21 protein-coding genes are annotated in these 18,935 nt (G+C 57.3%); 3 read left to right on the top strand and 18 right to left on the bottom strand.

What is annotated here, in order from left to right; all coding sequences use genetic code 11:
- Window positions 1-16 precede the first annotated feature (16 nt).
- The 18 genes from DW724_RS00250 to DW724_RS00165 form a co-directional block, all read right to left on the bottom strand.
- On the bottom strand, window positions 17-514 hold the full coding sequence (locus tag DW724_RS00250) for a cell division protein FtsL (protein ID WP_118360326.1): 498 nt from the start codon (window positions 512-514) through the stop codon (window positions 17-19).
- A 37-nt stretch (window positions 515-551) separates the two neighbouring features.
- Window positions 552-1,487 (bottom strand): 16S rRNA (cytosine(1402)-N(4))-methyltransferase RsmH, encoded by a 936-nt coding sequence (rsmH, locus tag DW724_RS00245; RefSeq protein ID WP_118760305.1) that lies wholly within the window; start codon window positions 1,485-1,487, stop codon window positions 552-554.
- A 17-nt stretch (window positions 1,488-1,504) separates the two neighbouring features.
- Window positions 1,505-1,924, bottom strand: a complete 420-nt coding sequence (gene mraZ / locus DW724_RS00240; protein WP_227600590.1) for a division/cell wall cluster transcriptional repressor MraZ — start codon at window positions 1,922-1,924, stop codon at window positions 1,505-1,507.
- Between the two features lie 779 nt (window positions 1,925-2,703).
- Window positions 2,704-3,159, bottom strand: coding sequence for a hypothetical protein (locus DW724_RS00235; RefSeq protein ID WP_110436330.1), 456 nt, complete (start codon window positions 3,157-3,159; stop codon window positions 2,704-2,706).
- Between the two features lies 1 nt (window position 3,160).
- Window positions 3,161-3,646 (bottom strand): pantetheine-phosphate adenylyltransferase, encoded by a 486-nt coding sequence (gene coaD, locus DW724_RS00230; RefSeq protein ID WP_118760304.1) that lies wholly within the window; start codon window positions 3,644-3,646, stop codon window positions 3,161-3,163.
- A gap of 5 nt (window positions 3,647-3,651) precedes the next feature.
- Window positions 3,652-4,203 (bottom strand): 16S rRNA (guanine(966)-N(2))-methyltransferase RsmD, encoded by a 552-nt coding sequence (rsmD, locus tag DW724_RS00225; protein WP_118760303.1) that lies wholly within the window; start codon window positions 4,201-4,203, stop codon window positions 3,652-3,654.
- Window positions 4,204-4,313: 110 nt separating this feature from the next.
- Window positions 4,314-6,137, bottom strand: coding sequence for an excinuclease ABC subunit UvrC (uvrC, locus tag DW724_RS00220; protein ID WP_118760302.1), 1,824 nt, complete (start codon window positions 6,135-6,137; stop codon window positions 4,314-4,316).
- Between the two features lie 89 nt (window positions 6,138-6,226).
- Entirely contained in the window at window positions 6,227-6,490 is a 264-nt protein-coding gene (locus tag DW724_RS00215; protein WP_107632189.1) for an HPr family phosphocarrier protein, read from the bottom strand.
- A gap of 239 nt (window positions 6,491-6,729) precedes the next feature.
- On the bottom strand, window positions 6,730-9,123 hold the full coding sequence (locus DW724_RS00210; RefSeq protein ID WP_118760301.1) for an endonuclease MutS2: 2,394 nt from the start codon (window positions 9,121-9,123) through the stop codon (window positions 6,730-6,732).
- A gap of 102 nt (window positions 9,124-9,225) precedes the next feature.
- Complete coding sequence (locus DW724_RS00205; protein WP_118760300.1) at window positions 9,226-9,612, bottom strand: hypothetical protein; 387 nt, start codon at window positions 9,610-9,612, stop codon at window positions 9,226-9,228.
- 147 nt (window positions 9,613-9,759) lie between these two features.
- The gene (gene recO, locus DW724_RS00200; RefSeq protein WP_118760299.1) at window positions 9,760-10,515 is read right to left on the bottom strand and encodes a DNA repair protein RecO; all 756 of its coding nucleotides are present in this window, start codon (window positions 10,513-10,515) and stop codon (window positions 9,760-9,762) included.
- Window positions 10,516-11,412 carry a GTPase Era gene (gene era / locus DW724_RS00195; RefSeq protein ID WP_118760298.1) on the bottom strand — a complete coding sequence of 299 codons (897 nt, stop codon included), beginning with the start codon at window positions 11,410-11,412 and terminating at the stop codon, window positions 10,516-10,518.
- A gap of 159 nt (window positions 11,413-11,571) precedes the next feature.
- Window positions 11,572-12,039: a diacylglycerol kinase family protein gene (locus tag DW724_RS00190; protein ID WP_118760297.1), complete on the bottom strand. Its 468-nt coding sequence runs from the start codon at window positions 12,037-12,039 to the stop codon at window positions 11,572-11,574.
- A gap of 3 nt (window positions 12,040-12,042) precedes the next feature.
- Window positions 12,043-12,534 (bottom strand): rRNA maturation RNase YbeY, encoded by a 492-nt coding sequence (gene ybeY, locus DW724_RS00185; RefSeq protein WP_118760296.1) that lies wholly within the window; start codon window positions 12,532-12,534, stop codon window positions 12,043-12,045.
- On the bottom strand, window positions 12,534-13,541 hold the full coding sequence (locus tag DW724_RS00180; protein ID WP_118760295.1) for a PhoH family protein: 1,008 nt from the start codon (window positions 13,539-13,541) through the stop codon (window positions 12,534-12,536). Before DW724_RS00180 ends, ybeY begins: the two co-directional genes overlap by 1 nt.
- A 391-nt stretch (window positions 13,542-13,932) precedes the next feature.
- On the bottom strand, window positions 13,933-14,355 hold the full coding sequence (locus tag DW724_RS00175; RefSeq protein WP_118760294.1) for a hypothetical protein: 423 nt from the start codon (window positions 14,353-14,355) through the stop codon (window positions 13,933-13,935).
- Window positions 14,356-14,375: 20 nt separating this feature from the next.
- Window positions 14,376-15,599: a sporulation protein YqfD gene (locus tag DW724_RS00170; protein ID WP_118760293.1), complete on the bottom strand. Its 1,224-nt coding sequence runs from the start codon at window positions 15,597-15,599 to the stop codon at window positions 14,376-14,378.
- Between the two features lie 16 nt (window positions 15,600-15,615).
- Complete coding sequence (locus DW724_RS00165) at window positions 15,616-15,876, bottom strand: YabP/YqfC family sporulation protein (RefSeq protein ID WP_116705406.1); 261 nt, start codon at window positions 15,874-15,876, stop codon at window positions 15,616-15,618.
- Between the two features lie 117 nt (window positions 15,877-15,993).
- Between DW724_RS00165 and DW724_RS00160 the strand changes: the two genes are divergently transcribed.
- The 3 genes from DW724_RS00160 (at window position 15,994) to DW724_RS00150 (ending at window position 18,843) form a co-directional block, all read left to right on the top strand.
- Entirely contained in the window at window positions 15,994-17,016 is a 1,023-nt protein-coding gene (locus DW724_RS00160; protein ID WP_118760292.1) for a sporulation protein, read from the top strand.
- 92 nt (window positions 17,017-17,108) lie between these two features.
- The gene (locus DW724_RS00155) at window positions 17,109-17,351 is read left to right on the top strand and encodes a hypothetical protein (RefSeq protein WP_118760291.1); all 243 of its coding nucleotides are present in this window, start codon (window positions 17,109-17,111) and stop codon (window positions 17,349-17,351) included.
- Complete coding sequence (locus DW724_RS00150; RefSeq protein WP_118760290.1) at window positions 17,338-18,843, top strand: D-alanyl-D-alanine carboxypeptidase family protein; 1,506 nt, start codon at window positions 17,338-17,340, stop codon at window positions 18,841-18,843. Before DW724_RS00155 ends, DW724_RS00150 begins: the two co-directional genes overlap by 14 nt.
- Window positions 18,844-18,935: the final 92 nt, after the last annotated feature.

Below are 18,935 nucleotides of genomic sequence, written 5' to 3'. Positions count from 1 at the left end.
CATTGTATTCAACTGCTTATCGGATATATTCCACAAGTGCGGAAAAGCGCGCTGCCAGTGCGCTCCACAGACCGTGCAGCGTCATGCTGTCGTCTGCAACGGTGACAAGATCCGGATTGGTCAGCTCCACATATTCGATCTGCGAATTGTCCATCTTGACCATTCCGAGTGTGTCCGTGGCGTACTGCTCTACCTCATCCATGTTCATGCTGTTCATCTGCTTGGTCGTCAGAGAGACATTCTCCGACTGCAGCTCGCTGAGCAGGTCGCTCTGCTCACTCGCTTCCGCGGTAAGCTGGGTCAGCTGCATCTGGCAGAACAGGATAAACGCCGCCGTGATCGCCACCAGAAAAATGCACGGGTACACGCCCTGCATCACAGCAGGCTTGCGGCGGTGCTTCTTTTTCTTGACCGGTGCTGCCGCTACCTGCAGATGGCGTTTCGGCTGTACCTCACGCTGCGCAGGAACCTGATCTTCATATTTTCTTGCCGCGTTGTTCCTGCCAGAAGCCATCTTGCGCTTTCCTTTCTTTTGAATTTGCTTTTTCGGTTTAGATTTTTTCACAAACCCGGAGCTTCGCGCTTCGGGCGCGCGGATTCTCCTCAATTTCCCTTTCGTCCGGCAGAATCGGCTTGCGCGGCGTCAGCCGAACCTTCGGCTTTTTGCCGCAGATGCATACCGGAAAGTCCTTCGGACAGGTGCAGCCCTGTGCCGCCTGATGAAAAGCCGCCTTGACGATGCGGTCCTCCAGGCTGTGGAAGGTGATGACCGCCAGTCTGCCGCCCGGATTGAGACAGTCGATGGCTTTTTCCATCGCTTCCCGCACGGCACCCAGCTCATCGTTTACCGCAATGCGGATCGCCTGAAAGCTGCGCTTCGCCGGATGCTGCTTTTCGCGCAGTGCTTTCGCGGGCATGGCGCCCTTGATCACACGGACAAGCTCCAGCGTGGTCTCAATCGGCTTGTCTGCGCGTTCGCGCTCGATCGCCGCTGCGATCAGCGGTGCGTAGCGCTCCTCGCCGTACTCAAACAGAATGCGGCGGATCTCCTCGCGGCTCCAGCCGTTCACCACATCATACGCGGTCAGCTTCTGCTGCCGGTCCATGCGCATATCGAGCGGCGCATCCTGCATATAGGAAAAGCCGCGCTCGGCATGATCCAGCTGCGGAGAGGAAACGCCGAGGTCGAACAGAATGCCGTCCGCACCTGCCAGTCCCTGTCCCTCGAGCACCTTGTCGATATCGCGGAAGTCGCTCTTGACCGGTGTGACACGCTGCCATACATCCTTGAGGCGGTCCTTCGCGTTTTCGAGTGCTTCGTCATCTCTGTCAATGCAAATCAAACGACCGGTATCATGCAAACGCTCCGCAATGCGGAGCGAGTGACCGGCGCCGCCGGTCGTGGCGTCCACATAAACGCCGTCCGGCTTGATCTGCAGAGCCTCAAGGCAAGGCTCAAGCAAAATGGATACATGATGAAATTCCATAGTTCCCTGCCCTTTTGTTAAAAATCAATATCTTCTACGTCCGCGGCAACAACTTCCGCGTCGATCTCGTCATTGTAAGCGCGCCACTTGTCGCTGTTCCAGATTTCCGCGTGGTCGAGCTGACCGATCACGGTAACATCCTTCTGCAGCTCCGCAAAGGTACGCAGGTTTGCGGGAATGAGGATGCGGCCCTGTGCGTCGAGCTGTGCATCGAACGCATTGGCGAAGTAGTAGCGCTTGACGCGTCTTGCCTTTTCGCCGTTGCCGAGCGTGCGGATCTTGTCCTCCAGACGCTTCCATTCCGCTTCCGGATAAACGGACAGACAGCCATCGAGGCCCTTGGTGACCGTGAAGTGCTCGCCGAGCTCCTCGCGCAGCTTGGCCGGCATTGCCAGACGACCCTTAGCGTCTATGGAATGCTTGTATTCGCCCTTCACTCATTCACACCTGCCCTTCCGCTTTGGTGGAATTTGTGACACTTTACCCCACAACTCTCCACCTTGATTTTATTATAGCGGTACGGAGAATAGATTGCAAGATATTTTTTGCATTATTGCACGAAAAATTCGGGCGTTTTTCTTGCAAATTTTATAGTTTTCGCAATTTTTACGAACAGTTGTTCGATTGTGTTCGTATGCGGTATTTTCCTGCATTTTACTGCGAAGTGGAGAGTTATCCCAAAGTTTATCCACAGAGTGTGTATTTTTGTGCAATTTCAGCCGGACATTTTTCAGGTTGGTGGCGCAAAGTGGGTGTGAGGTTCTCTTTTTCGGCGCCGGTGGTGAGGAGTGGGTGATGGCGTGGTGCAGACAAGGTAACGGTCGTTATCAAATAAAATTCGCAGGTGCCGTCCGCAACAACGCGTAAGCGAATTGTGCGGCACTGTCATGCCGCACCCAGCGTAGAGTTGCCGATATGTGTAGTAGTACGGTATCTGACACTGCAAACAGGTCTCGACATGGGAGCACACTGTGCTCCCCTACGGCAGAAAAAATCCTCTGCCGTTCCCCCATAGTCTCAGTTCTCTGGCAGGCAGACGCTAAGAGGAAACGGGGTGATTCACAAGAGGGGTGGAAACCTTAGGTGTCCATCCCTCTTGTGCCCCTGCCGGGCAGGCAAGTTCCGTTCGCTTCGCAAGCGACAAATTCCCGTTGTGCCGGTACCGCAAAGAACACGAAAAAGCAGCCACCCGAAGGTGACTGCCTGCATTTCGGTTTTACTTTGCGATGCTCTTGAAGCGCTGGCGTGCCTTGCGGACCTCCTCCAGACCGAGAGCCACTGCCTCCTCGGTACGCTTGAGGGTATCCTCGCAGTACTCATTTGCCACACGGCGCAGCTCACGAGCCTGAATCTCGGCGTTGCCCTGTACTTCCTTGGCCTTGCGGCGTGCCGCTACGACGATCTCGGTCTCGGAGACCATCTGACGTGCATCCTCCTCAGCCTGACGGCGGATCGCCTCAGCCTCGCGCTTGCCGGATGCCAGCATCTCACTGCGCTTTGCAACAATTTCCTGTGCCTGCTGCAGATCGTTCGGCAGAGCCTCACGCAGCTCGTCCAGCATATCCAGCATGTGGTCACGCTCTACGATGCACTTCTCGCCTGCCAGCGGAATGCCCTTTGCGTCCTGCACCATATCATACATGCGGTTAATGAGTTCCTCTAAAGTTGCCATTTTACTCTCCCTTTCTAATTCGGCGCACAATGTCCTGCATAATCCCCTCGGGAACAAAATCGGCGACACCGCCGCCGTGTACCGCAATATCCTTCACGATCGAGGAAGAGAGGTACATATATTCCGCACTTGTCATCAAAAACACGGTATCCAGCTCAGGATTGAGCTTGCGGTTGGCAAGTGCCATTTGGAATTCGTATTCAAAATCCGAAACCGCACGCAGACCCTTTACGATGACGCATGCGTTTTTCTGCTTGGCGTAGTCTGCCAGCAGGCCGCCGAAGGATTCCACCTCGACGTTCGGCAGGTCAGCCGTTGTCCGCTTTAAGAATCCCACACGTTCCTCGGCGGAAAAAGCGGGTTTTTTGTTCTGGTTGTGCATTACCGCAACGATCAGCCGGTCAAACATGACCGACGCACGGCGGATGATATCCAGATGTCCCAGTGTGACAGGGTCAAAGCTGCCCGGATAAATCGCAATTTTCATTTATTTCATTCCGTTTCGCCACTCTGCCGCTGCAGAATGGTAATCATGGTAGCGCCGTAGCGGCGTTCCCGCACGACTGCGAAGCCGTGGGAGAATCTGTCCTCTACTGCACTTTCGCATATTATTATACCATTTACAGAGAGAATGTCAAACGTTTCTATCTGTTTCAGCGCATTTTCTAAGATCACGCCGCCGTACGGAGGATCGAGGAAGATCACGTCGTACCGTTCCCTGCCTGCTTTGGAAACAAATTCCGCTGCCTCCGTGCGGTGGAGCGCCGCCTTATCCTTCACACGCGCACTTTCGACGTTTTTGCTCACGATGCCGTAAGCTGCCTTGTTGTGCTCGACAAAATCGCAGTGAGCAGCGCCGCGCGAAAGCGCCTCAATGCCAAGCTGACCGGTGCCCGCAAACATGTCGAGCACCTCGGCACCGCGCACATGATCCTGTATCAGATTGAATACGTTTTCTTTTACCCGATCGGTGGTCGGGCGGGTGTTCATGCCGGGCACCGGCTGCAGCTTGCAGCCGCGTGCAGTTCCGGATACAACTCTCATGGTAGCCTCCTGCTGAAATTTTTTAACAATAACATCACTCTATCGTGTAGGGCGGGATGAGAGCACCCCGCCCTATGGAAACCCAGATACATCATGCGGTTTCGTAATATTTATGAATCCTGATGAAAAAATTCGTAAACGCTCTGCGCGGCATTCCTCGGCAGAATCCTTGCCAGCTCCTGCTCGGACGCCTGCCGGATATTCTCAATGCTGCCGAAGTGCTTGAGCAGGTCGGTTCTGCGCTTATCGCCCACGCCCGGGATTTTATCCAGTGTGGAGCCGCGCACCTTTTTGCCGCCCAGCTTGCGGTTATACTCGATGGCGAACCGGTGGACCTCCTCCTGCATGCGGCCGATGAGCGCAAACAGCGCCGGAGTCGCCGAGATGCCGAACTCACGGCCGTCCGGTGCAACGAGAGCACGGGTACGGTGGCGGTCGTCCTTGACCATGCCGAAGCACGGGACAGACAGCCCGAACGAATCGAGCACCTCCTTACAGACATGCACATGACCCAGACCGCCGTCGATCATGAACGCGTTCGGCAGCGGCGCAAACTTCTCGTCGCCGTCCACATAGCGCTGCACGCGGCGCGTGAGCATTTCACGCATGGAGGCATAGTCGTCCTGTCCGTTGGCGGCACACGCGATCTTAAACTTGCGGTAGTCGCTCTTTTTCGGCTGACCCTCGACAAACACGATCATCGAGCCGACCGTATCCTGTCCGGCGAAGTTGGAAATGTCGTAGGCTTCCAGCCGGAGCGGCAGTGCCGCCATACCGGTGACATTCTGCAGCAGCTCAAGCGATTTATGCCGTCTCTCGGACTGCTTCTCTCTGCGTTCGATCTCCTCGAAGGCGTTTTTCTCCGCGAGGCGGGTCAGCACCCGGCGTTCGCCGCGCTGCGGCACGGCAAGCTCCACCTTGCGCTCTGCGATGGATGAAAGGTACTCGCCCACGGCGTCCTGCTCCTCGATTTCATGCGAGAGCAGAACGGTTTTCGCCACCGCATTGCGCTGCGCGTAATACTGCTTGATGAACGAGGAAAGCACCTCGGCAGGGTCGCTCTCGGTGACGTGGAAGAACGTGTATTCCTTATCCTGCAGCGTGCCGCCGCTGTAATGCAGCACGCAGACGCACGCGCGGGTCTGTCCCTGCACAAAGGCGATAACGTCCAGCTCTGCAAACGCACCGGCAACCACATGCTGCTTGGTGCCCAGCTTCTGGATCGCACGCAGACGGTCACGCAGGACGGCGGCACGCTCAAACTGCAGTTCCTCGGCGGCTTCGTTCATCTTCTCGGTGAGTTCACGCTCGAGCTTTTTTGCATCGCCCTCGAACAGCGAGATCGCCTGTTCGATCAGCGCGTGATACTCCTCCGGACTGACCTTGCCGGTGCATGGCGCACAGCAGCGGCCGAGGTGCAGATTCAGGCACGGCCGGTCCTTGCCGATGTCCCGCGGGAAGGAACGCGCACAGCTTTTGAGGTGCAGTGCTTCTCCGATCGTATCAATCGCTCGTCTTGCGGCGCCGCGTCCCATGTACGGACCAAAGTACCGCGCTCCGTCATGTGCAGGCTTGGAGACAATTTTGAAATCCGGGTAGGGCAGCGTGGTGTCCAGCCGCACATAGGGATAGCCTTTGTCGTCCTTGAGCAGAATGTTGTACTTCGGCTTATACTTCTTTATCATCGAGTTCTCGAGCACGAGCGCTTCAAACTCGCTGTCCGTGACGATGATATCGAAGTCGTCGATATGGCTGACCAGCTGGCGCGTCTTGGCGTTCAGCCGTTCGGGCGGCTGAAAGTAGTTGGACACGCGGTTGCGGAGCAGCTTGGCCTTGCCGACGTAAATCACCTTGCCGGTCTTATCCTTGTGCATATAAACGCCGGGCTGCATGGGCAGCTTGCGCACGCGCTCCTTCAGCTGTTCTCTTGTCATGCAAACTGCCCTCCTTCCCTCAATCGTCATTTGCAAAAATAAAAGCGCCGATCAAAACAACCGGCGCTTTTCCCTCAGGACGCGATAACTTAGTCAGTAAAATTGGATGTGATAAGCTCAACCAGTGCGGAAACAGCCTCTTCCTCATCCGGGCCATCAGCGATCAGGTTGATGGTAGTGCCCTTGGTGATACCCAGGGACAGAATGCCGAGCAGGCTCTTCGCGTTTACGCGGCGTTCTTCCTTTTCTACCAGGATGGTAGACTTGAACTCATTTGCCTTCTGAATGAAAAAAGTTGCCGGGCGGGCATATAAGCCTACCTGATTGGTAACCTGTACCTCTTTTGAATACATATCTGCATCGCTCCTATTTCTTCAAATCCGTTGTATATAGTCTATCGCTTTTTTGCATTTTCGTCAAGGACTATTTCCAGATGTGCCCTTTGCTTTTTAAATGAATTTTTCAAAAAACGTACTGATTTATAGGGCATTATGCCCTATTCGCCGGTTTCCGATTCCTAAAACAGGTATTTTTAGGGCAATACCACATAATTCATTAAAAGAAATCTATGCGTAAACTGTGCAGGATTGCCTCAGCGCAATTCGACGATTGTTACGCCCTGCTCTCCTTCGCCGTAAACACCGCTGCGGACGCTCTTGACGCGCTTGTTTTTCCGCAGATGCTGCTGCACAGCCGTGCGGAGCACGCCGGTTCCCTTGCCGTGGATGACCGTGACAGACGGCAGTCCGGCCATGATGGCGCGCGACAGGAAGTTGTCCACCTCAAAGAGAGCCTCCTCGGCGCTCATGCCGCGCACATCGACTTCGCTTTCCGCCGAGCGGATGTTAAGTTCTCTGCGCGGAGCGTCACGCCGCGGCTGCGGCTTGGGCTTGGGCGCGTTCTTCTTTTCCTCCACGAGACGCAATTCGTTCTCCTTGACCGTCATCTTCATCGGGCCTGCCTGCACCTGCACGCTGCCGTCCCTGTCCGCCGGAGCGAGCACGGTCGCAATGACGCCGCCGACGTTGAGCAGGCGCACGCGGTCGCCCTTCTGCACCGAACGAACCTCGTCAGCCTCGACAACGCGCTTCTGAATGCCGCGGCGCTGTTCGTTCTCGGTCTGGGTGATGGCACCGCGCAGCGCCGCCTTGGCTGCCGCAAGGTTCTGGTCGGCGTTCTTCTTCTGCGCCTTCTTTTTGAGCGTTTCCAGCTCGTCAAACACGGTTTCCGCCGTCATGCGGGCATTTTTGAGGATGTTGTCTGCCTGTCCGCGGGCGCTCTCCATCATCTTGTCCACACGATCCTCGGCGGCATCGCGCTCGGCGCGCATCTTGTCGCGCTCGGACTGCGCGGCAGAGCGCATGCGCTGTGCTTCTTCCTTCATCTGCTCGACACGGCGGCGTTCGCGCTCAAGCTCCGCCAGAACGTCCTCAAAACGGGCGTCCTCAGTGGAAACCTGCTCTTTCGCCCGCTCGATGATAGTCGGCTGGAGGCCGAGCCGCGCCGCGATGGCGAATGCATTCGACTTGCCGGGGATGCCGGTCAGCAGGCGGTAGGTCGGCTGGAGCGACTTGACATCGAACTCACAGGAGGCGTTCTCTACGCCGTCAGTGGTCAGCGCGAACGTTTTCAGCTCGGCATAGTGGGTCGTAGCGGCTACGCAGGCGCCCATCTGGCGGGCATAGCCGATGACGGCAACCGCCAGGGCCGCGCCCTCGACCGGGTCGGTACCCGCACCCAATTCGTCGAACAGCACGAGGTCGCCCTGCCCGCAGCAGTCCATAATAGACACGATGGTCTTCATGTGCGCGGAGAACGTGGACAGGCTCTGCTCGATGCTCTGCTCGTCACCGATATCGGCGTAAACATGCTCAAACAGGCCGATTTCCGACTGCTCGTTCGCCGGAATATGCAGGCCGCTTGCCGCCATGAGCGACAGCAGGCCGAGCGTTTTGAGCGAAACCGTCTTGCCGCCGGTGTTCGGACCGGTGATAACGAGGGTGTCGTAATCGTAGCCGATGGCGATGTCAATCGGCACCGCCTTGTCCTTGTCGAGCAGCGGATGGCGCGCGCGAAGCAGCTTGCAGCGGCTGCCGTCCTCGACCAGTACGGGCGCACAGGCGTTCATATCGAACGACAGCTTGGCACGCGCAAAGATGAAGTCCAGCGTGGTCAGCGCATCGTAGTCCTGCTCGATGGCGCCCTTGTACATGGACACGCGCGACGACAGTTCCGCGAGAATGCGCTCGATCTCGTTTTCCTCGCGGCCTTCGAGCACCTTGATCTGGTTGTTGATTTCCACGACCTGCTGCGGCTCGACGAACACAGTCGCACCGGTGGACGAGGTATCATGCACCAGACCGGGCACATCGCCGCGGTGCTCCACCTTGACCGGCACAACGAAGCGGCCGTTTCTCTGGGTGATAATATTCTCCTGCAGGTACTTGGAGCGCTCACCGGAAATCATACGGTTGAGCGTTTCGCGCACCTTGCCGGACACGCGGCGCAGCTCACGGCGGATGCTCAGCAGCTCGGGAGATGCGCCGTCTGCGATCTCCTCCTCGGAGATGATAGCGGTCGTGATGGATTCCTCCAGATCGCGGTTGCCGGAGAGCAGACCGAAAATCGGCGTGAGCGTGGTCTTGGTTTCGTGCTCGGCATCGTACAGCAGAGCACGGCGCGCGGTCTGCAGCAGGCTTGCCACCGCCAGCAGCTCGCGCGGGTTGAGCGTGCCGCCACGGTCCGCGCGGGACAGGATAGCGCCTACCTCTCGGATGCCGCCAAAGGCAGGACTGCCCTGACGAACCATCAGGTCCTTCGCGTCCGTGGTCTGCTGCAGCCACAGCTCGGCCTGCTCGTGGTCGTCCAGCGGACGAAGTGCACGGCATTTCTCCTTTGCCGCCTGGGATGCCGCCTGTCCGGCCAGTTTTTCCAGTATTTCGTAGTATTCCAGTGTTTTAAGGGATTTTTCGCCTAATTTGTTCATTTCAAACTCCCGTAAAATCTTCTTGTTGTTTATTCGCTTTCGCAGGGTGCACCGAGGTCGTCGCACCCTGCGATATAGCTGTGCATTATCTTATAACTGCGTTTACCCCATCCAAACCAGCACCGCCATGACCGCCAGCGACACGATGACAAGCACCATATTGCCGCGCCAGATGCGCAGCAGTGCTGCACCGGTCTCGCCGCTTTCCTCGGCAACGTACTGCCACTGTTTTCTCCGACCGGGGTTCCAGAACCAGATAAAGCCGAACTCGGCAGCAATGCGCTGATAGTCCTCACCCGGCAGATTGGCCTTGCAGTCGTTCAGAAAGCACCGTCCCAGCCACAGCATATATCCGATGGCGCACAGTACACCGAGCAGCAGCGCAAGCATTTTTACGCTCGGTATGAGCCAGAACAAGGCAATCACACAGACGTCTGTAAGAATCAGATTTCTCGTTACCTTCCACATGGAGACTGCTTTGCGATCCATACTGCTGCTCCTTTCTGTCGCCCGTTTATCGGGATAGATGAGTATTCGTGCAGAAATGCGTAGAATGTCGTAGAAGAATACACTATTATTCTAAATATTGTATATTTCTCTACGCGTTTCTACGACTCTCTACGCGTTTATATACCATCACTTTATCGGCGCCTGCAGCGACCGATAAAACTGCAAACTCTCAAACCCGCGTCCGAGGTGATACTTCACATACTCCTCGGCCATGCCGCAGAACTGCTCTCTGGCGGGTCCGTTGAGCGCGAACGCATAGATCTTGTTCGGCTCGGCTGTCAGCACATGAAGCATCGCCCGCAGGGTACTGTCCACAAGCTGTGCATAACCACCGACTCTCCCCGCGCACTTTGCGTCCGCGGCTGTGCCCGCCCGAACAGAAAAGCACACCGGCGGGTTCTCTATCACCTCGCCGCACACGCCGCATGAGGTTAAATCCGGCGCATAGCCGCTCTCGGCCATAATGCGCCACTCGAACGCCGCCTTGACCAGCTCCGGGTCGCGTTTGCCGCCCTCGAGCGCATACAGCGCGTACAGCAGCAGACGGCACAGTGCCGGATTGTCGAAATCCGGCACTGTCAGAGCGGTTGTCAGCTCGTTTAAGTAGCACGACAGCGCGTACTTCTCGATATCGCCTGCCAGCGCGAAAAACGAGTGTACCAGATCGGCGTCCCGCAGGGTGTACCTGCCGCCTCTGTCCGACAGAATGAACTCCGAGTAGCACAGCTGCCGTGCCGCCGGATTTTGCTTTTTTCCGCGCCGCGCGTTCTTGCACAGGATTTCAATCCTGCGGCCGTCCTCGGTCAGTGCGGTCAGATAGCGGTCAAAGTCACCGAAATCCACCTCACGCAGACCGAGTGCCCGCAGCTTGACCTCGGCCATTTACTGATCCTCGTAGCCGAAGTTGCGCATCTGGTACTGGTTGTTGCGCCAGCCCTCCTTGACCTTGACCCACAGCTCGAGGAATACCTTGGCATCCAGCATGCGCTCAATGTCCGCGCGCGCCTGCTGGCCGATTTCTTTCAGCATCGCGCCGCGCTTGCCGATGATAATGCCCTTGTGGCTGGCCTTCTCGCAGTAGATAACCGCGTTGATCTCCACCAGACCGTCCTCACGCTCGTTCCAACGCTCAATGCCGACGGCTACACCGTGCGGAACCTCGCGGTCGAGCAGGCGCAGCATCTTCTCGCGGATAATCTCGGCTACAAGCTGACGCTCCGGCTGATCGGATACCATGTCCTCCGGGAACAGCTGCGGGCCTTCGATGGCATACTTGTCGATTTCGGTGAGCAGCTCCTCTACGCCCTCGCCCGTGCGTGCCGAGATCGGCACAACCGCGTCGAACTCATGCGCTGCCGCGTAGGTCGCAATGACAGCGAGCAGCTCTTCCTTCTTGACGGTGTCGATCTTATTGATAACGAGGATTGCCGGCATGTGATGCTGCTTGATCTGTGCGATCAGGGTTTCCTCGGCAGGACCGATGTTCGGGATCGGCTCTACCACCAGAACGGCAACGTCCACCTCGGAAACCGTGTCCGTCACCACCTTGCACATGTAGTCGCCTAGACGCGAGCGCGGCTTGTGCAGACCCGGGGTGTCCAGCAGAACATACTGCGTTTCACCGCGGCTGAGTACGCCCGTGATGCGCGTGCGCGTGGTCTGCGGCTTGCTGGATACGATGGCCACCTTCTGACCGACCAGCTTGTTTGTCAGCGTGGATTTGCCCACGTTCGGCCGTCCTACAACGGATACGACCGCAGTTTTTGTAATTTTGCTCATTTATTTATCTCCAGTACAGTAATTGAGAATTGAGAATGGAAAATTGAAAATGTCGCTATTCTTGCGCGAGTTCCGTCCGCGCTGCGACGAGCTATCCTTGCGCGAGTTCCGTCCGCGCTGCGACGAGCTATCCTTGTGCGAATTCTCCATTCTCCATTATTATTGAATTCTTCCAAAGTGGAACACGAACCAGACAGCAATCGGCACGGTGACCACAACCGCCATGCCGAGCCACAGCCTATACCACAAGAATTTGATGGCTGCCGCAAGCACGCCGTTTCCGATAAAGATACACGCGCCGACCGCGACGCACGCTGCCGCGCACACAAACACGCCTGCCGCCGCGATATCCTTCGCGTTGCGTACCATGCCGTCATACCCGCTCGCCTGCTTGTCGCACAGGCGCTCGATGGCGGTATTCAGCAGTTCCGCGCCCATGGTAAGGCCGAAGCAGATACACAGGATGGCCGCTTCGGTCATGCTCACGCCGCCGAACACGCCGAACAGGATGACGTAGAACGCCGCCGTCATGTGCACGCGGAAGTTGCGCTCGTCATGGATGCACAGCCGCAGACCGCGGAAGGCGTGCAAAAAGCTCTCGCTCAGTTTTCGGATACTCTTTTTCATGGCTCAGTCCCGCGTCAGTCCGAGGAACGCAAGGTTGTCCTCTTCCTTGCTGCGCATCAGGCGGGTGTCCTCGTCATTGCGCTCGTGGTCGTAGCCGAGCAGGTGCAGCACGGAATGCGTGGTCAGGTAGCCGCACTCTCTTGCAGGCGAGTGCCCGAACTGCTCCGCCTGCTCGCAGGCGCGCGTGTAGCACAGGATCATATCACCGAGCATGACACAGCCGGAATCCGGCTCGGCCTCCAACTCCTCCTGCGGCTCGCCGTTGAGAAACTCGTACATCGGGAACGAAAGAACGTCGGTCACGGCATCCTTATTTCGGTATTCGGCGTTCATTTCGCGGATGGCGTCAGCATCGACAACGGTAACGTCGATTTCGGCGTCAAAGTCCACCTGCTCACTCTTCAGCACACGCTCGGCGCAGGTGCGGATCAGCTCACGCACGCTGTTTTCGTCTGCTACCTCGGTCTCAAAGCCGATATTGATCTGATGATTCATCATTTTCCCTCCTTGCGGCGGGTCGGAAGGCGCTTTCCTGCCGGTTTTGCGGCAGGCTTGCCCTTGCCCTTTTTGTTTTCGTACTCTGCATACGCCTTGACGATGCGCTGCACCAGCTCATGGCGCACAACGTCCTTTTCGGTCAGGAAGCACTGGGCGATGCCCTCCACGCCATCCAGCACGCGCAGCGCCTCGCGCAGACCGGACTGCTTGCCGTCCGGCAGGTCGATCTGGGTAATATCGCCCGTAATGACTGCCTTGGAGCCGAATCCCAGTCGGGTGAGGAACATTTTCATCTGCTCGGGCGTGGTGTTCTGCGCCTCATCGAGAATGATGAAGCTGTCGTCGAGCGTGCGTCCGCGCATGTACGCAAGCGGGGCAACCTCGATGGAGCCGCGCTCCTGATACTTGGTGAAATTGTCCGCGCCGAGCATGTCAAACAGACCGTCGTACAGCGGGCGCAGATACGGGTCTACCTTACTCTGCAGGTCGCCGGGCAGAAAGCCGAGCTTCTCGCCCGCTTCGACCGCCGGACGGGTCAGGATGATGCGGGAGACCTGCTTGTCCCGAAAGGCCGCAACCGCCGCCGCAACCGCAAGATAGGTCTTGCCGGTACCGGCAGGGCCAACGCCCATGACGATGGTGTTATTGCGGATGGCCTCCATGTATTTCTTCTGGCCGAGCGTTTTCGCCTTGACCGGCTTGCCCTTTGCCGTGATGCACAGCACATCGCGGCTCATCGTGTGGACCTCGCTTTCGCGGCCGTCCTTCGCCAGACCGATGACGTACTGCACGGTCTGTGTGCCGATGGATTCTCCTCGGCCTGCCATCGCCAGCAGCGCCGTAATCGCGCGTGCAGCGATGGACACGCCTTCGTCCTCACCGGTGATTTTCAGCTCGGTTCCGCGGCTGATGACCGAGACGTTCAGTTCGCGCTCGATCTGCTTGATGTTTTCGTCAAATGCACCGAATACTGCCATCAGCAGTTCGGTTTGTTCAATCTGCATTACCTGTTCTATGGTTACACCCTCTTATGTTTAATTAGTAATTAGAGTTAGGAATTAAATGTTAGTTTTCATCCGTGCAAGGCAGGAGGCAGGCGTTTTTCCTGTCGTTACCTGCTCTCCTGCGGATAGTGTTTATCTATCAAATAAACTGTATGCAAGTGTATGTATCTGTTGCAATAACTCGTTCAACATACAGTTGCATACGGTTACATACAGTTAATTTTCATATATCTGCAGCAATACATGATGTTTTACCGTAGGGGGCGGCAAGGTGAATTGCGGCAACGCCGCAAGAGAAGGTGCCCTGGGGTACGACTCGGCGCACCGTTGTAAACGATCTGCACATTGCCTAACCGTAGGGGCGAACATTGTTCGCCCACACAACGTAAAATCATACGTTTTTCCAATTGTGAATCCAGTTTCCAACCGCGACAATCAGCCACACCACCGAAACCGCCGTCGGCAGAAGCATTGCGGCAAATGCGGAAGCCATGAAGTTCGTCACACCGAAAAACGGCACGAGGAACACACTAAACGGCAGCAGCACCGAATTTGCCGGAAGGATATCCGTCGTCATAAGCAAACCGGCTGCCGCACCAATCGCAATCAGCGCCGATGCAATCGTCAGCAGGCACATTGCAGTATTGCTTTTCCGCCATTCGTACACCAGCAGCGATATCAGCACGATAAACACCGCGCTGACGCAGAATTTGCCTGCGCTCGCGGAACCGCCGTGAAGCCAGTCCGAGCCGTTAGCAGCAAATGCCGCTGCGGTGCTCAGTCCTGCGAGAATCGTCGCGGGTTTACGGTTCATAGGCGTCTCCTTTTCTGTCTCTACGGCACCTGCTCCATCTCCGCATTTTCCTCCGGAACGGTACTGTCATCCACGGCCTCGGTGCCGATCTGCTCCTCGGCGTGGACGGTGAGGTACAGCACTGCCGCGCCGTTCTGCTCGGTGAGCGTTTCGCTGTGGCTCGTCACCATGCCGTCGATATCCGCGGCTGTCTCGCCCAGTGCGCGCGACAGCATATCCACCCGCACGTCCTCGGCGGTGCGCGTCGTCGGCTCCCGCTCGTAGAATGTATACGTTTGTGTGACCAGCGCCACCGGCAGCACCACGCTGTCCGACAGCCAAAAATGTCTGGTCGTTATTATTTTATCACAAGTGCCCCCTGCAATTCCACTGCCAATATAGAAATTTAACCGTTTATTTCCCATCACCAGTGCATATTGATGACGAATTTTACCCGTATATCGCTTGCTCTGCTCGGTGAGCGGCCGCGCCGCCTGAACCGTATGCGTGGTGTACGCCTGCACGGTGCCGTGCGCATGCGCTGTACGGTACTTTCCGCCTTCGCGTGTCGGCTCCACCAGGCCGCTGATGAGCGTATCACCGGTCTGCACGGCATCTCCTGCCTGCACCATTGGCTGTCCCTCGAGCGCACGCACCTGCGTTACCACGCCGTCCCGCGTGGCTACCACCTTGGTGACCGCGTGCTCGTCCAGTACCTCCGGCGGGTCGGTACTGCCGTAGGCGACCACGGTCAGGCTGTTGCCCCGCAGATTGAGCGAAAAAAACGTGATATTCGGCTGCAGCTGCATCATCTTCCACCGTATCTGACGGGTGTTCAGGTCCTTGATGGGCATGCCGATATGCACCCCCATTTCGCTCAGCTGCTGCATGACAGCCATCTCATCTATCGCCGGTGCGATCTCGGTCTGTATCGCCCATACATGCGTGCCGAGCAGCCAGCACAGCGTTGCTGCCGCTATAGCTCCGCCCCAGAGCGCCGTGCGCGGACGCAGACGCGCCGCAAGGAACGGCAGACCGCGTTTCCGGAGAATATGCACGCGGCAGCCGGTGCGGCCCATGTGCCGCCTGAGCATCCGGAAATCCCGGATAGACAGGGTTGCGTGCAGCTCATTCCATGCCGTGCGGTCCATCTGCCGCAGCGTGATACCCTGCGCTGCGCACAGGTTGAGAAACCGCGTCAGGCTTGCGCCTGTCACGCGCACGCGCACCTGCCCGCAAGCCAGCAGCCACAGCCGCCCGATCATTCGCGCCCCTCCTTCCTCACTCGGTCGTGATGTATTCCACCGACGAGATCACGCCGATCACCGCCAGTTCGTCCATGGAAAGCGCCGTCAGCTCCAGGTCTGCACCCAGAATGCGTACCTCGCACCCGCGGCATCTGACGCGCAGGATGCTGTCGTCGTATTCCTGTATGCCGCAGTGGTTCTCCACGATCACCCGGCTGTCTCCGAGGATTTCCACGCGCGGGCGGTTTGGGTGGAGGTCCTCCATGAGTTCGGCGTATAAGTTATCTTTCAGCATATCGCGCCACCTTCATATCGCATTTTACCTTCTCCGTAGGGCAGGTATAACGGTATATGTTATGTATCAGCGTACTGAAACTTTCCTGCTTCTCATACACTGTTCCGAGGTGACGCTATGAAGCTATTCTTATCGCTGGCTCTTTTTGCCGCGTTTTTGCTTTGCCCGACCGCCTGCGCGGATGGTGTCCGCGAGGGACTTTCCCTTGCTGCCGCGCAGGCTTTACCGGCTTTATTTCCGTTTTTCGTTATCAGCGGACTGCTTGTCCGCTGTGATACCACGCGGCTGTCGCCGCTGCTGGCGAAGCCGCTCAGGCGATTATACGGCCTGCCGCCCGAGGCTGCGCCTGCTCTGGTGCTCGGACTCATCGGCGGGTATCCGGTCGGCGCCGCGACCGCATGTGCGCTGCTCTCCGAGAGTGTGCTATCCCGCGAAGCGGCAGAGCGCGTGAACCGCTTCTGCAACTGCGCCAGTCCTGGCTTCTGCATCGGACTGGTAGGGCTCGGCGTGTTCGGCTCCGCGCGGGCAGGCGCGATGCTGTACGGGATACATATCGTTTCGGCTTTGCTCGTCGGATTGTTTTTCGCGCGTACCCCGTTATCTGCCGTGTCGCAGCGTATCCATAACCGGAACCGCACCTCATTCCCCTCTATTTTCTGCGCATCCGTGCAGCAGGCAGCTTCCACGGCGCTGACGGTAACGGCATTTCTGACCATGTTTTCCATCCTGCTGCGGCTGCTTTCGCCGGTTTTTGCACTTTTGCCGTACGGAAACGTACTGGACGGCATGATCGAGCTGACCAACGGCTTAGACGAGCTGACGGTGCTGACGCTGCCGCGCAGAGCGCGGCTGACGCTTGCGTCCTTCCTGCTGGGATTTGGCGGACTGGCTGTGCAGTTTCAGGTGCGCGCCCTCGCGGAAGCACACGATTTGCCGGTTCGCGGCCTGTTTGCCGCAAAGCTGCTGCACGGTACGCTCGCAGCTGTGCTGACAGCTTTCCTGTTTTCCCTCTCGCCTGCCGTGCTGACGGTTTCCTCACCGGAGCTGACACCGTTATCGGTACGGTTCCGGTACACGCTTGCTGTGCTGTTCGTTTCTGCTTTGTATCCAATTTGGGGGTGGAAAAAGCGCAGGAAATGATATATAATATTTTATATACGTCCTGTATTGACCGACACCACTCGACAGGACACTTTTACCACTGATTTTAACCGATTGGAGTGACCCTACGCATGAGGCTCAAAAAGCTGCTGCGAAAAAATATAGAACCGCGCTGTACCTACTGCGCGCACGGCTCTCCGCTGGCGGACGGCGAACGCATTGCCTGCCGCAAACGCGGTGTGGTAAACGGCACCGATCACTGCCGTTCCTTCCGCTACGATCCGCTGCGGCGCACACCGCCCAAGCCGGCGGTTCTGCGCGGGCACTTCACCGATGCCGATTTTTCTTTAGGAGATACCGATGAAGATCAATAATTTCAAAAACCGTCTTACCGCACTGGCGCTGTGCTTTACGCTGCTGCTCGGTGCGGCGCCAATCACCCGCGCTTATGCCGTGAATGACGAGAGCGATACCTCATCGAGCCAGTCGGATTCCGACAGCTCGGACACCTCGTCCACCGATTCGGGCAGCAAGGATTCCAAGGACACCAAGGACATGACCGCTGACAATGACAAGGATGTTATCGCAGCGGCAAGCGAAGCGCCGGCCGTAACGGCTACCGCTGCCCTGCTCATCAGCCCGGATTCCGACATGGTGCTGTATGAGAAAAATGCGGACAAAAAGCGTTATCCGGCGTCCACGACCAAAATTATGACCGCGCTGCTGACGCTTGAGAATGTCAAGGATCTGAACGAGACCGTCACGGCCGAACAGGGCGACTTCGCCAAGGTTACAGCAGACAGCTCGAACGCAGACATCAAGGTCGGTGAGACCGTGCGCGTCATCGACCTGCTGTATGCGCTTATGCTGCCCTCCGCAAACGAGGCAGCGTACATGCTCGCCCGCCATGTCGGCGGCACGAGCGAGCACTTTGTGGACATGATGAACACCCGCGCCGAGGAGCTCGGCTGCACCGGAACGCATTTCAGCAACCCGTGCGGCCTGCACGAGGAAGATCACTACACCACTGCCCGTGATCTGTACCTCATTGCCCGCGAGACCATGAAGAACGACACATTCACCAACATTATCGACACCGTGCAGTACCGCATGCCCAAGACTAATATGCACGAGGAGCGCATCATCTTCACCACCAACCAGCTCATCTTCAGCTCGTTCAACCCGTGGTCATACCCGTACAACAAGGGCATCAAAACCGGACACACCTCGCAGGCGGGCAACTGCTTTGTCGGCTACGCGGAGTACGGCGATGCCAAGCTGTATTCGGTCGTGCTCGGCAGTGCCACCTCGTCCAAGGAGTACCCGACGGTAGCGGCCAGCTTCACGGATACCAAATCGCTGTATCAGTGGGGCTTCACCCATTTTAAGACCAAGACCGTTGCGAAAAAGGGCGACACGCTCGCCCATGTCAAGGTAGACCTGTCCACGCAGACCGATCAGCTGGTGTTGACCGCGAAAACCGATCTGATGGCGCTGCTCCCTGCCGATGTAGAAACCGATTCGCTGGAAGCGACCCCCAATCTGCCGGAAGCCGTTGACGCACCCATCAAGGCCGGCGATGTGATCGGCAGCATGACATACAGCTGCAACGGCACGTCCTACGGCACGGTCGAGCTGGTCGCGCTCAGCGATGTGGAAATGAGCCGCGTGCTCTATTACTCGGACAAGCTGAGCCATTTCTTTCAGAGCACCGTATTCAAGATCGTGCTGATCGCAGCCGCAATCTTCATCGTGCTGTACATTCTGTTCAACATCACATTCGGCGGAATCCGGCGCCGCCGTCGCCGCAAGGCGATGCGCAAGCGCTACGATAACGATGATTATCCTCGCAGACACCGCCGATAAACAATCGCATACCGGCGGTTCAGCGAACTGCAAATACAGAGGCGGACCCATGTGTCCGCCTTTCATCTTCCCCCCCAAAAAATCATACGTCA

The organism is Butyricicoccus sp. AM27-36, assembly GCF_003480945.1.
Lineage (GTDB): Bacteria > Bacillota > Clostridia > Oscillospirales > Butyricicoccaceae > Agathobaculum > Agathobaculum butyriciproducens.
Note: the sequence above shows the minus strand (reverse complement) of the source record. Positions and strands in the feature narration are given on the sequence as shown.